The 12,107-nt window shown below is 69.3% G+C and carries 12 protein-coding genes; 5 read left to right on the top strand and 7 right to left on the bottom strand.

Annotated features, from left to right (window positions below):
* Positions 1-92: 92 nt before the first annotated feature.
* From RIU97_RS28730 to RIU97_RS28720, 3 genes are all read left to right on the top strand, one after another.
* Positions 93-716, top strand: a complete 624-nt coding sequence (locus RIU97_RS28730; RefSeq protein WP_404962973.1) for a GntR family transcriptional regulator — start codon at positions 93-95, stop codon at positions 714-716.
* 231 nt (positions 717-947) lie between these two features.
* Positions 948-3,644 (top strand): pyruvate dehydrogenase (acetyl-transferring), homodimeric type, encoded by a 2,697-nt coding sequence (gene aceE, locus RIU97_RS28725; RefSeq protein WP_404960474.1) that lies wholly within the window; start codon positions 948-950, stop codon positions 3,642-3,644.
* 112 nt (positions 3,645-3,756) lie between these two features.
* Complete coding sequence (locus RIU97_RS28720) at positions 3,757-4,275, top strand: DUF4240 domain-containing protein (RefSeq protein ID WP_327413589.1); 519 nt, start codon at positions 3,757-3,759, stop codon at positions 4,273-4,275.
* A gap of 10 nt (positions 4,276-4,285) precedes the next feature.
* Here the strand turns inward: RIU97_RS28720 and RIU97_RS28715 are convergent, their stop codons facing one another.
* On the bottom strand, positions 4,286-5,056 hold the full coding sequence (locus tag RIU97_RS28715; protein ID WP_404960473.1) for an SDR family NAD(P)-dependent oxidoreductase: 771 nt from the start codon (positions 5,054-5,056) through the stop codon (positions 4,286-4,288).
* An 87-nt stretch (positions 5,057-5,143) separates the two neighbouring features.
* Here RIU97_RS28715 and RIU97_RS28710 point away from each other — a divergent pair, with 87 nt between their 5' ends.
* On the top strand, positions 5,144-5,797 hold the full coding sequence (locus RIU97_RS28710) for a TetR/AcrR family transcriptional regulator (protein WP_404960472.1): 654 nt from the start codon (positions 5,144-5,146) through the stop codon (positions 5,795-5,797).
* Positions 5,798-5,853: 56 nt separating this feature from the next.
* On the opposite strand, the gene RIU97_RS28705 is transcribed toward RIU97_RS28710, so the two are convergent.
* Positions 5,854-6,417 (bottom strand): hypothetical protein, encoded by a 564-nt coding sequence (locus RIU97_RS28705; RefSeq protein ID WP_404960471.1) that lies wholly within the window; start codon positions 6,415-6,417, stop codon positions 5,854-5,856.
* Positions 6,418-6,585: 168 nt separating this feature from the next.
* The gene (glnA, locus tag RIU97_RS28700) at positions 6,586-7,995 is read right to left on the bottom strand and encodes a type I glutamate--ammonia ligase (RefSeq protein WP_030707538.1); all 1,410 of its coding nucleotides are present in this window, start codon (positions 7,993-7,995) and stop codon (positions 6,586-6,588) included.
* A 184-nt stretch (positions 7,996-8,179) separates the two neighbouring features.
* Between glnA and RIU97_RS28695 the strand changes: the two genes are divergently transcribed.
* Positions 8,180-8,647, top strand: a complete 468-nt coding sequence (locus RIU97_RS28695) for an RDD family protein (RefSeq protein WP_404960470.1) — start codon at positions 8,180-8,182, stop codon at positions 8,645-8,647.
* 94 nt (positions 8,648-8,741) lie between these two features.
* On the opposite strand, the gene RIU97_RS28690 is transcribed toward RIU97_RS28695, so the two are convergent.
* From RIU97_RS28690 to lipA, 4 genes are all read right to left on the bottom strand, one after another.
* Entirely contained in the window at positions 8,742-9,440 is a 699-nt protein-coding gene (locus tag RIU97_RS28690; protein WP_404960469.1) for a DUF4191 domain-containing protein, read from the bottom strand.
* Positions 9,441-9,450: 10 nt separating this feature from the next.
* Entirely contained in the window at positions 9,451-9,648 is a 198-nt protein-coding gene (locus RIU97_RS28685; RefSeq protein ID WP_383572333.1) for a hypothetical protein, read from the bottom strand.
* Positions 9,649-9,837: 189 nt separating this feature from the next.
* Positions 9,838-10,791, bottom strand: a complete 954-nt coding sequence (locus tag RIU97_RS28680; RefSeq protein ID WP_404960062.1) for an IS481 family transposase — start codon at positions 10,789-10,791, stop codon at positions 9,838-9,840.
* A gap of 275 nt (positions 10,792-11,066) precedes the next feature.
* Positions 11,067-12,020, bottom strand: coding sequence for a lipoyl synthase (gene lipA, locus RIU97_RS28675; protein ID WP_404960468.1), 954 nt, complete (start codon positions 12,018-12,020; stop codon positions 11,067-11,069).
* Positions 12,021-12,107 lie beyond the last annotated feature (87 nt).

Genomic DNA, 12,107 nt, shown 5'->3' with positions numbered 1-12,107 from the left:
GGAGCGCATCGCCTCGGCCTGCTCCGCCGTATTGTCTACCCATCAGCCCCGGACCACCCGTGCACCCGCACCCAGGAGATGAACCGCCGATGATCACCCCACCCGTCGTGCACTCGCTGCGCGAGCAGATCCGCGAGCACATCGTGGAGGGGATCGTCAGCGGGCGCTGGAAGCCCGGGGAGCGGATCGTCGAGCGTCGGATCGCCGTGGAGCTGGAGGTCAGCCAGACCCCCGTACGGGAGGCCCTGCGCGAGCTGGAGACCCTGCGGCTGATCGAGTCGGCGCCGAACAAGGGCGTGCGCGTACGGAACCTCTCCGCGGCCGACCTGGAGGAGATCTACCCGGTCCGGGCCGGTCTGGAGCAGATCGCGGCCGAGCTGGCGGCGCCGCGGCTGGCGGCCGACTGCTCGGCGCTGGAGCCGCACGTGGCGGCCCTGTGGGAGGCCGACCGCACCGAGGACGGGACCGCGCAGGTGCGGCACACCGTCGGGTTCCACCGGGCGATGGTCCGGGCGGCCGGGAACAGCGTGCTGCTGCACACCTGGGAGAGCCTGGGCATCGAGGTGTTCACGGCCCTGTCCATCCGCTGGCTGGGAACCGTCCAGAAGTCGTACGCCGAGGAGCACGAGGCCCTCGTCGAGGCGTTCCGCAGTCAGGATCCGGACATCGGTCTGCTGGTGAAGCGGCACGTCCTGGGGTGCGCTCCGAGGGCGTGATCCGATAACGGTCCGCCCGTTTCACCCTCATTTGACCGGCACCGCGTGCCTTTCTTACTGGCACGCGGTGCCGACTTTCGTCAGATGGACGTTTCTTTGTCACTTTTATTTGATCGATCATCGATCAGCGATTTACAGTCGTCGCGGACCTCAACCAGGTCCACCGACCCTGTCCTGCCCGTCAGGGATTTTTTCACCACCTCTCCATTACCCGGAAGGCGGCGCACAGCGATGTCCGACCCCGTAGGAAAGCTTCCGAGCGAGCTCGACCAGCTCCCGGACCGCGACACCGAGGAGACCGCCGAGTGGGCGGCCTCCCTCGACGCCGTCGCCAAGGCCGCCGGTACACGCCGGGCCGAATACCTGCTGCGTCGCACCCTCCAGCACGCCGAGGCCGCCGGCCTCGCGCTCCCCAAGCTGCTGGAGACGGACTACGTCAACACCATCCCCACGGCCGCGGAGCCCGAGTTCCCCGGTGACGAGGAGATGGAAGCCAAGATCACCGCGTGGAACCGCTGGAACGCGGCCGCCATGGTGACCCGCGGCTCCAAGTACGGCGTCGGCGGCCACATCGCCACCTTCGCCTCCGCCGCGTGGCTGTACGAGACCGGCTTCCAGCACTTCTTCCGCGGGAAGGAGGCCGACGGATCGGGCGACCAGCTCTACATCCAGGGCCACGCCTCCCCCGGCATCTACGCCCGCGCCTTCCTCGACGGACGCATCTCCGAGCAGCAGCTCGACAACTTCCGCCAGGAGTCCGGCGGCAACGGCCTGCCGTCCTACCCGCACCCGCGGCGCCTGCCGTGGCTGTGGGAGTTCCCCACGGTCTCCATGGGCCTCGGCCCGCTCTCCGCGATCTACCAGGCGCGCTTCAACCGCTACCTGCAGAACCGGAGCATCAAGGACACCGCCAACTCGCACGTCTGGGCCTTCCTGGGCGACGGCGAGATGGACGAGCCCGAGTCGACCGCCGCCCTGGCCCTCGCCTCCCGCGAGCAGCTCGACAACCTGACCTTCGTCATCAACTGCAACCTGCAGCGCCTCGACGGTCCGGTCCGCGCCAACTTCCGCGTGGTCCAGGAGCTGGAGGCACAGTTCCGCGGCGCCGGCTGGAACGTCATCAAGTCGCTGTGGGGCTCCGCCTGGGACGAGCTGTTCCAGCTCGACACCACGGGCGCCCTGGTACGCCGCCTGCGCGAGGTACCGGACGCGCAGTTCCAGACGTACGCGACCCGCGACGTGGCCTACATCCGCCAGCACTTCTTCGGCGCCAACGCCGAGCTCGTGCAGCTGGCGGGCGTGCTCTCCGACGCGAAGATCGCCGAGTGCTTCCACAGCTCCCGCGGCGGCCACGAGCCCCGCAAGGTGTACGCCGCGTACAAGGCCGCCCTGGAGCACAAGGGCGCGCCGACGGTCATCCTCGCGCAGACCGTCAAGGGCTACACGCTGGGTGCCGGGTTCGAGTCGAAGAACGCGAACCACCAGATGAAGAAGCTGACGATCGACGAGTTCAAGGACATGCGTGACCTCCTTGGCCTCCCGATCCCGGACAGCGCCTTCGCCGACGGCCAGGTCCCGTACGGCCACCCCGGTGCGAACAGCCCCGAGGTCCAGTACCTGAACGAGCGCCGCGCGGCGCTCGGCGGCCCGGCCCCGGCCCGCAAGGTCAAGCAGGTCGCCCTGCCGGCTCCGGCCGACCGCTCCTTCGCCCCGCTGCTCAAGGGTTCCGGCAAGCAGGAGATGGCCACCACCATGGCCTTCGTCCGCCTCGTCAAGGACCTGATGCGGGACAAGGAGACCGGTAAGCGCTGGGTGCCGATCGTCCCCGACGAGGCCCGCACCTTCGGTATGGAGTCCCTCTTCCCGTCGGCCGGCATCTACTCGCCGCTGGGCCAGACGTACGAGCCGGTCGACCGCGACCAGCTCATGTACTACAAGGAAGCCAAGGACGGCCAGATCCTCAACGAGGGGATCACCGAGGCCGGCGCCATGGCCGACTTCATCGCCGCCTGCACGTCGTACGCGACGCACGGCGAGCCGATGATCCCGTTCTACATCTTCTACTCGATGTTCGGCTGGCAGCGCACCGCCGACCAGATGTGGCAGCTCGCCGACCAGCTCGGCAAGGGCTTCATCGTCGGCGCCACCGCCGGCCGCACCACCCTGACCGGTGAGGGCCTGCAGCACGCGGACGGCCACTCGCACCTGATCGCGTCCACGAACCCGGCGTCGCTCAACTACGACCCGGCCTTCGCGTACGAGATCGCGGTGATCGTCAAGGACGGTCTGCGCCGGATGTACGGCGAGACCGTCCCAGGTGAGGACTCGAACGTCTTCTACTACCTGACGGTCTACAACGAGCCGAAGGTGCAGCCCGCGATGCCCGAGGGCGTCGAGGAAGGCATCCTCAAGGGCCTGTACCGCTTCAACACGGCGGCGGACCTGGCGGAGGCGGCCCCGGCCGCGGACTCCCCGAAGGTGCAGCTGATGGCCTCCGGTACGGCGATCCACTGGATCCTGGAGGCGCAGCGGCTGCTGGCCGCCGACTGGAACGTGTCGGCCGACGTCTGGTCCGCCACCTCCTGGGGCGAGCTGCGCCGCGACGCGCTGGAGTGCGACGAGGCGCTGCTGCGCGGCGAGGTGCGCACCCCGTACGTCACCCGCGCGCTGGAAGGCGCCCAGGGCCCGGTCCTCGCCGTCTCCGACTGGATGCGTCAGGTCCCGGACCAGATCAGCCAGTGGGTGGAGCAGGACTACACCTCGCTGGGCACGGACGGCTTCGGTCTGTCCGACACGCGTGAGGGCGCCCGCCGCCACTTCGGTGTCGACGCCCAGTCGATCGTGGTGGCCGCGCTGGCCCAGCTCGCCCGCCGCGGCGAGGTGCCGGCGTCCGCCGTCAAGGAGGCCCGGGAGCGCTACGGCCTCTGAGGCTCCGTGACAGCCGAAAGGCCGGTGTCCGACCCCCGCGGGGGTCGGACACCGGCCTTTCGCCGTATGAGCGGTGGCGGCGCGGGGGCGCACCCGTGATGCTGGAGCGGTGATGGACGAGACGGAGTTCTGGGAGATCGTGGACCGTACCCGCGAGGCCGCCGACGGCGACCCCGAGGAACACGCCGAGCTGCTCGTGGAGCGGCTGGCCCAGCTCGACCCGGATTCCGTCCTCGACTTCGCCCGGCACTTCGAGTCGCGCTACAACCGGGCGTACACCTGGGACCTGTGGGGTGCGGCCTGGGTGCTGCTCGACGGGGCGAGCGACGACGCCTTCGACTACTTCCGCTGCTGGCTGATCGGGCAGGGGCGGGAGGTCTTCGAGGGGGGGGTGCACGATCCGGACCATCTGGCTGAGCTCCTGGGCGAGTTCGACGAGGAGATCGACGGGGACGGCGAGGAGCTGGGGTACGCGGCCGACGAGGCGTACGAGCAGCTGACCGGGGCGGTGGCACCCGACCTGGGCATCCCGCTGCAGGCGGCGGAGCCGGAGGGCGCCCCGCTGGACTTCGAGAACGAAGCCGTGCTCGCGGAGCGCTTCCCCCGGCTGTGGGACCGGTTCCGCGCTTGACCCGTCCTGATCAGTAGTGGGTGCCGCCGTCGATGCGGATCTCCGTACCGGTGATGAAGGCTCCGTCCTCGGAGCCCAGCATCGCCACGACGCCGGCCACGGTGTCGGGACCGGCGAAGCCCTGGCCGAGGGCCGGGGCGAGCTTGGCGAACAGGCTCCAGTCGGTGTCCTCGGGCAGGCCCGGGCCGTTGCCCGTGGTCATGCCGGACTCGATGGAGCCGGGTGCGACGGAGACGAAGCGCAGGCCCTGCTTGCTGTACTCGGCGGCCAGCGCGTGGGTCATGGACTGGATGCCGCCCTTGCTGGCCGCGTAGGCGGACATGTAGGGGTGCGCGAAGGACGCCGAGGTGGAGCTGAAGTTCACGACGGCCGGCCGGTCGCCCGCCAGCAGGGCCGGCAGTGACTCGCGGATCATCAGGAAGGTGCCGGTCAGGTTGACCCCGATGACCTGGTTCCAGAGGTCGAGCGTGGTCCGGTGGGTGTGCGCGGAGCGCAGGATGCCCGCGGCGTTGACGAGCACGTCGATCCCGCCGAGGGCGAGCGTCGCGGCGGTCACGCCCTCCTTGACCGCGTTCTCGTCGGATATGTCGAGGACGGCGGTGGTGAGCCGGTCCTGGTGGCCCTCGGCTGCGGCGCGGTCGGCGGTGGCCTTCAGGCCGGCCTCGCTGACGTCCACGGTGTGGACCCGGCCGCCCTCGGCGAGGATGCGGTGGACGGTGGCCCGGCCGATGCCGGAGCCGCCGCCGGTGATGAGGACACGACGTCCTTCGTAACGGTTCATGGCGCGAGCGTACCGAAATAATGGCACGTTTTGCCATGCTGTCAGAGGATGTCATAGCCGGGGTGCGCGGGAGGTACGCTTCACCCCGTGAGATCCCCTCGCCCGTACTCTCCCCAGGCCGGCCCCGGAGCCCAGTCGCTGACCGAGCGCCGCAAGGCGGCCACCCAGCTCGACATCGCTCGCGCGGCCTGCGAACTCTTCGCCGAACACGGCCCCGACGGCACCACCGCCGAGGACATCGCCCACCGCGCCGGGGTGGCACTGCGCACGTTCTACCGCTACTTCCGCAACAAGCAGGAGGCGGCGGCACCGCTGCTCGCGGGCGGCGGTGACGCCTGGCGGGCGCTGCTCGCCGAGGAGGACCCCGGCACGCCCCTCGCCGAGGCGCTGGAACGCGCCGTCACCCGGTCACTGAGCGAAATGCAGGCGGTGGAGGAGGGCCTGGAGGTGACCCGCGGCCTGCTGCGCGCGGCAGCGGGGGACCAGGCCCTGCGGGCCGTCTGGTACCGCGTGAACCAGGACTCCGAGGAGCACCTGGTCCCGGTCATCGCCCGGCTGGCCGGGCCGGACGCCGATCCGCTGGAGGTCCGGCTGCTCGCCGCGGCGGCCACGGACGCGATCCGCGTCGCGCTGGAGCTGTGGTCGACCACCGACGCCCCGGTCTCGGGCCCCGGCTCCCCCGCCGAGCTCGCGGTCCGGTGCCTGCGCGACCTCACCGGCGCGATGCCCCTGCTGCGCTGAACCAGCGCAGCAGGGGCATCGTCCCGGTCCCACGGCCCTCCGTGGTCTGATCGGCCTCAGCGGCCACCACCCCAGCCGCCACCGCCGCCGTCGCCCCCACCGCCGCCGTTGCCGCCGCCACCCCAGTCACCGTTGCCGCCGCCACCGCCGCCGCCCCAGTCACCGTTGCCGCCGCCACCGCCGCCGCCCCAGTCACCGTTGCCGCCGCCGCCACCGCCCCAGTCACCGTTGCCGCCGCCACCGCCGTCGCCACCGCGGCCGTTGCCCCAGTCGCCATTGCCGCCGCGACCGTTGCCCCAGTCGTCCCAGTTGCCGTTGCCGCCGCGACCGGAGTCGTTCCAGTTCGCGTCGTGCCAGTTGTTGCGGCGCCAGTCGGAGTCGTTCCAGTTGCTGTCGCGCCAGTAGCCGCGGTCGCCGCCGACGCCTGCGTTGTCCCAGCACCAGCTGGGCCGGTCACGCCAGTCGCGGTTGCAGCAGTAGTCCCACCGGGCGTCGGAGCGGTGCGAGGGGTACCGGTAGCAGTCGTAGCCGCCGTTCCCGCCGCCCCCACCGGTGACTGCCGAGGCCGAGGCGCTGGCGACGGGCAGCAGACCGATGGCGATTCCTGCGGCTCCGGTCATGGCTGCCGCAACGATCCTACGGCGCATTCTCATGCACCTCCGAACATGTCTCGCTTATTAGGCCTTTAGGTCATTTCCACCCTTACTCCGCCCGGGCGGCCTGTCAAAGCGGAAAGGCCCCCCGCCGCGCTCCGTGGAGCGTGGCGGGGGGCCTCCCATCAGGCATTTCTAGAGGTCGAAGTACAGCTCGAACTCGTGCGGGTGCGGACGCAGTGCGATCGGGGCGATCTCGTGCGTGCGCTTGTAGTCGATCCACGTCTCGATCAGGTCCGGGGTGAAGACACCGCCGGCCAGGAGGTACTCGTGGTCGGCCTCCAGGGCCTTGAGGACGTCCTCGAGGCTGGTCGGGACCTGCGGGACGCTCGCGTGCTCGTCGGGCGAGAGCTCGTAGAGGTCCTTGTCGATCGGCTCCATCGGCTCGATCTTGTTCTTGATGCCGTCGAGGCCCGCGAGGAGCAGCGCCGAGAAGGCGAGGTACGGGTTCGAGGACGGGTCCGGCGCGCGGAACTCGACGCGCTTGGCCTTCGGGTTCGAGCCCGTGATCGGGATGCGCATGGCGGCGGAGCGGTTGCGCTGCGAGTACACCATGTTGACCGGCGCCTCGAAGCCCGGCACCAGGCGGTGGTAGGAGTTCACCGTCGGGTTGGTGAAGGCCAGCAGCGACGGGGCGTGCTTGAGGATGCCGCCGATGTAGTAGCGGGCGGTGTCCGAGAGGCCCGCGTAGCCGGCCTCGTCGTAGAACAGCGGGTCGCCGTTGGCCCACAGCGACTGGTGCACGTGCATGCCCGAGCCGTTGTCACCGAAGATCGGCTTCGGCATGAAGGTCGCGGTCTTGCCGTTGCGCCAGGCGACGTTCTTCACGACGTACTTGAAGAGCATCAGGTCGTCGGCCGCGGCGAGCAGCGTGTTGAACTTGTAGTTGATCTCGGCCTGGCCGCCGGTGCCGACCTCGTGGTGCTGACGCTCGACCTGGAGGCCCTGGGCGTCCAGCTCGAGGGAGATCTCGGCGCGCAGGTCAGCGAAGTGGTCGACCGGGGCTACGGGGAAGTAACCACCCTTGTAGCGGACCTTGTAACCACGGTTGTTCTCCTCGGAGCCCGTGTTCCAGGCGCCGGCCTCGGAGTCGATGTGGTAGAAGCCCTCGTTCGCGGAGGTCGCGAAGCGCACGCTGTCGAACACGTAGAACTCGGCCTCGGGGCCGAAGAACGCGGTGTCGGCGATGCCGGTGGAGGCGAGGTACGCCTCGGCCTTCTTCGCGATGTTGCGCGGGTCGCGGCTGTAGGCCTCACCCGTGATCGGGTCGTGGATGAAGAAGTTGATGTTGAGCGTCTTGTCCTTGCGGAACGGGTCCAGGCGCGCGGTGGTGATGTCGGCGCGCAGCGCCATGTCGGACTCGTGGATCGCCTGGAAGCCGCGGATCGAGGAGCCGTCGAAGGCGAGCTCCTCCGCCGGGTCGAACGCCCGCGCCGGGATGGTGAAGTGCTGCATCACACCAGGCAGGTCGCAGAAGCGGACGTCGACGAACTTGACGTCGTTCTCCTCGATGTACTGCTTCACTTCGTCGGCGTTCTGGAACATCCAACTCCTCCTACTCCCGGCCCCGGGGCAGGGCGGGCTTTATAGCTCGTGGTGCGTCAGTGCGGTGCCGCACGCTGACCCGACCATAAGCACAAGGGATTTCTCAAGCATGACCCATTTGTTTCGCACAAGTTAACCAGGGTCCCGCCGGAGTGCCGTGCGACGCCACCGGTACCGTGGTCGGGTGGACAACAGACAGGCAATCGGATCCTGGCTCTCCGGCCCCCGCGCGGCCGCCGAGGAGATGGGCGTCGACTTCGGCTATCCGGGTCAGCGGCTGGGCCTGCCCCAGCAGGGACCCGGCTCGGTGGCACGTTTCGGGCGCCGGCTCGGGGCCGTCGCGATCGACTGGCTCGGCTGCCAGCTCATCGCGTACGGGCTGATCACGGGCGGCAACCTGGCTGCTGCGGGCAACTGGACCCTCTGGCTCTTCCTGGCCCTGAGCCTCCTGACGATCGGCACCGTGGGCTTCACCCCCGGTAAGCGGATCCTCGGCCTCCGGGTGATTTCGGAGAACGGCGGCCGCCTCGGCATCCTCCGGGTGCTCCTGCGCACACTGCTGCTGGCCCTGGTCATCCCGGCGCTGATCTGGGACCGCGACGGCCGCGGCCTCCACGACCGGCTGGCGCGCGCCGTCCAGGTCCGCATCTAGCGGCAGCGGCCACCACGCACGTGACAAGGGGCGCCCCCCGAGCCGACCGGCTCGGGGGGCGCCCCTTGTCGTATACGAAAATCAGGTGAGCGGGTCAGCGCATCTTTCCGCCGCGCGGCATCTTCATGCCCTTGGGCATGGGGCCCTTCGGCAGCGGCATGTTGCTCATGAGGTCACCCATGGCACGCAGCTTGTCGTTGATCTCGGTGATCTGCGGACCGGCCAGCACGCGCGGCAGCTTGAGCAGGGTGGTGCGCACCTTCTTGAGCGGCACCTCGCCCTCGCCCGTACCCACGATGAAGTCGTGCACCGGCACGTCCGGCATGATTCGGGCCAGCTTCTTCTTCTCGTTCGCGAGCAGCGGCTTCACCCGGTTGGGGTTGCCCTCGGCGATCAGCACGACACCGGCCTTGCCGACGGCCCGGTGGACGATGTCCTGCTGCCGGGTCATCGCGACGGCCGGGGTGGTCGTCCAGCCACGGCCCACGTTGTCCAGTACGGCCGCGGCCGCGCCCGGCTGTCCCTCCATCTGCCCGAAGGCAGCTCGCTCGGCCCGTCGTCCGAAGACGATCGCCATCGCGAGGAACGCCACGAGGAAGCCCAGGATGCCCAGGTAGAGCTCGTGCCCGATCAGGAAGCCGATCGCAAGAAGGACACCGAAGGTGACAATTCCCACGCCCGCGACGATCAGACCGACCTTCGGGTCGGCCTTGCGCGTCATCTTGTACGTGAGGGCGATCTGCTTCAGTCGCCCGGGGTTCGCAGCAGTCTCTGCGTTTGACTTCCTCGCCATACAGCGAAGTTTACGTGGCCTGCGGGGTTCGGGTAGCCGCGGCCTCAAGTACGTGTTCGGTTTCGACCCGGTCCTTGGCCCTGCGGCGGTCTTCGAGCACCGCCGTCCAGGCGTTCCGGCGGGCGCCGCTCATCAGCAGGGACTCGACACCCCGGAAGGCGTCGGAGAGGGACGGGATGGCGATGGCGCGTACGGGCGCGGCCTGCATGATGTCGATCCCCTTCACGGAACTCGCGTCGGCAGTGCTTCTAGCGTGCGTGCGTGATGCGGTGCGTGCGTACTGCGGTGTGTGCGGTGCGTGGACCAAGCGTCACTGATTGGTGTTACCAGCGCATGACCTGTCGGTCAAACGTGATGAAACATTGACGCGGCCCGCCGGGCTCTTCCTGAAAAGAGCCTAGGTGTATTGCCCTGTGAGGTTGGGGACGCGGCTGGCGGGTGGTTTGCCTGCGAGCGCGGTGTGTCCGCGGTGGTGATTGTAGGTGTGTAGCCACTGCGGGAACGCGTCGCGTCGTTCCTGCTCGCACTGGTAGGGACGGGCGTAGGCCCATTCCTCCAGGAGGGTGCGGTTGAGGCGTTCGACCTTGCCGTTGGTCTGGGGCCGGTAGGGCCGGGTTCGCTTGTGGGTGATCCCGGCCGCTGCCAGGGCGTCGCGCCAGGTGTGGGATTTGTAGCAGGCCCCGTTGTCGGTCAGGACCCGTTCCACGGTGATCCCGCACGAGGTGAAGAACGCCTGTGCCCGCTGCCAGAAGGCGGTCGCGGTCTCCTTCTTCTCGTCGGTCAGGATCTCGCTGTAGGCGAGGCGGGAGTGGTCGTCGACGGCGGTGTGGATGTAGCTGTAGCCCAGGCGGGGGCGTTTCTTGCGGCCGGCCTGGCGGCCCAGGGTCTTGTGGCCGCCGCCGTCGGGGATGTTGCCGAGCTTCTTGATGTCCACGTGCACCAGTTCGCCGGGCTTCTCGCGTTCGTAGCGGCGTATGACACGGCCGGTGGCCCGGTCCAGATGGCTCAGGCGGGCCAGCCCGAAGCGGGTCAGGACGCGGTGCACGGTCGAGGGCACCAAATCCAGCAGGTGGGCGATGCGGGCCGGTCCCCAGCGGCGCAGGACACGGACCTTGATGATCCGGCGTTCGGTGCGGTTCGGGATCCGGCGTGGGCTGTGATGCGGGCGCGAGGACCTGTCATGCATGCCGGCCTCGCCGTGATCGCGGTAGCGGTCGGCCCACCGCTGGGCCGTGGTCGGCGAGACCCGGAAACGCTCGGCGGCCCGCCGCAGCGGCCAGCCGTCCACGACCACGCAGTGGGCCAGGCGCAGCCGTCCGGTCTCGGTCAGGGGTGCATTACGGTGGGGCATGAGGGCCTTCTGTCGTTCGGTGGAGATGTCGCAATCCACACCGAACCCGGAAGGCCCTCACCCGTTCAAGACGCCTCAGCCGAGACCTGCATCACCCGTCCACAACCTCCCGGGGCAATACACCTAGGGGCCGCGTCGCTGCGGTGTTACCGACTAGTAAGCTTTTGTGCGCGAGTTCACACGCTCGCGGCGCGCTTCTCGTTCCTGCGGTCGCGCTACGCCTCGCAACCGCTCCGGCCGCGTGCCCGCCCTCGTGCCTCGGGCGGACCCGCAACCTACGCTCCTGCTCGGCTGCGCTTCTCCATCGCCTGGTTGTAGAGACGCCCCGCCCGGTACGACGAGCGGACCAGCGGGCCCGACATCACGCCGGAGAAGCCGATCTCCTCGGCCTCCTTCGCCAGCTCCACGAACTCGGCCGGCTTCACCCAGCGCTCGACGGGGTGGTGCCGCGGCGAGGGCCGCAGGTACTGGGTGATGGTGATGAGCTCGCAGCCGGCCTCGTGCAGGTCCTTCAGGGCCTGCGAGACCTCCTCGCGCTCCTCGCCCATGCCGAGGATCAGGTTCGACTTGGTGACGAGGCCGTACGCGCGGGCCTTGGTGATCACCTCGAGCGAGCGCTCGTAGCGGAAGCCGGGGCGGATCCGCTTGAAGATCCGCGGCACGGTCTCGACGTTGTGCGCGAAGACCTCGGGGCGGGAGGCGAAGACCTCCTCCAGCAGCTCCGGGACCGCGTTGAAGTCGGGGGCCAGCAGCTCGACCTTGGTGTGCCCGCTCTCGCGGCCCGCGGTCTGCTGGTGGATCTGGCGCACGGTCTCCGCGTACAGCCAGGCGCCACCGTCGGCCAGGTCGTCGCGCGCGACGCCGGTGATGGTGGCGTAGTTCAGGTCCATGGTGACCACGGACTCGCCGACACGGCGCGGCTCGTCCCGGTCCAGGGCCTCGGGCTTGCCCGTGTCGATCTGGCAGAAGTCACAGCGCCGGGTGCACTGGTCGCCACCGATGAGGAAGGTGGCCTCGCGGTCCTCCCAGCATTCGTAGATGTTCGGACAGCCGGCTTCCTGGCACACCGTGTGCAGTCCTTCGCCCTTCACCAGGGCCTGCATCTTGGTGTACTCGGGACCCATCTTCGCCCGGGTCTTGATCCACTCGGGCTTGCGCTCGATGGGGGTCTGGGCGTTACGGACCTCCAGGCGCAGCATCTTGCGTCCGTCGGGTGCGACTGCGGACACGACCGGCTCCCTGTGACTTCGGTTGTTCGGGCGCCCACCAGGGTACGCCCGTAATTTCGTACGCTCTTACGTCGGCCAACCTGCGAG

The sequence above is a fragment of the Streptomyces sp. 147326 genome (assembly GCF_045000215.1).
In the GTDB taxonomy this organism is placed as follows: domain Bacteria; phylum Actinomycetota; class Actinomycetes; order Streptomycetales; family Streptomycetaceae; genus Streptomyces.
Note: the sequence above shows the minus strand (reverse complement) of the source record. Positions and strands in the feature narration are given on the sequence as shown.

What these genes read in the sequence shown, in the direction of transcription:
- aceE (WP_404960474.1), top strand. Translation starts at nt 948, where the DNA reads ATGTCCGACCCCGTAGGAAAGCTTCCGAGCGAGCTCGACCAGCTCCCG.
- RIU97_RS28720 (WP_327413589.1), top strand. Translation starts at nt 3,757, where the DNA reads ATGGACGAGACGGAGTTCTGGGAGATCGTGGACCGTACCCGCGAGGCC.
- RIU97_RS28715 (WP_404960473.1), bottom strand. Translation starts at nt 5,056, where the DNA reads ATGAACCGTTACGAAGGACGTCGTGTCCTCATCACCGGCGGCGGCTCC.
- RIU97_RS28705 (WP_404960471.1), bottom strand. Translation starts at nt 6,417, where the DNA reads ATGACCGGAGCCGCAGGAATCGCCATCGGTCTGCTGCCCGTCGCCAGC.
- glnA (WP_030707538.1), bottom strand. Translation starts at nt 7,995, where the DNA reads ATGTTCCAGAACGCCGACGAAGTGAAGCAGTACATCGAGGAGAACGAC.
- RIU97_RS28690 (WP_404960469.1), bottom strand. Translation starts at nt 9,440, where the DNA reads ATGGCGAGGAAGTCAAACGCAGAGACTGCTGCGAACCCCGGGCGACTG.
- RIU97_RS28685 (WP_383572333.1), bottom strand. Translation starts at nt 9,648, where the DNA reads ATGCAGGCCGCGCCCGTACGCGCCATCGCCATCCCGTCCCTCTCCGAC.
- RIU97_RS28680 (WP_404960062.1), bottom strand. Translation starts at nt 10,791, where the DNA reads ATGCCCCACCGTAATGCACCCCTGACCGAGACCGGACGGCTGCGCCTG.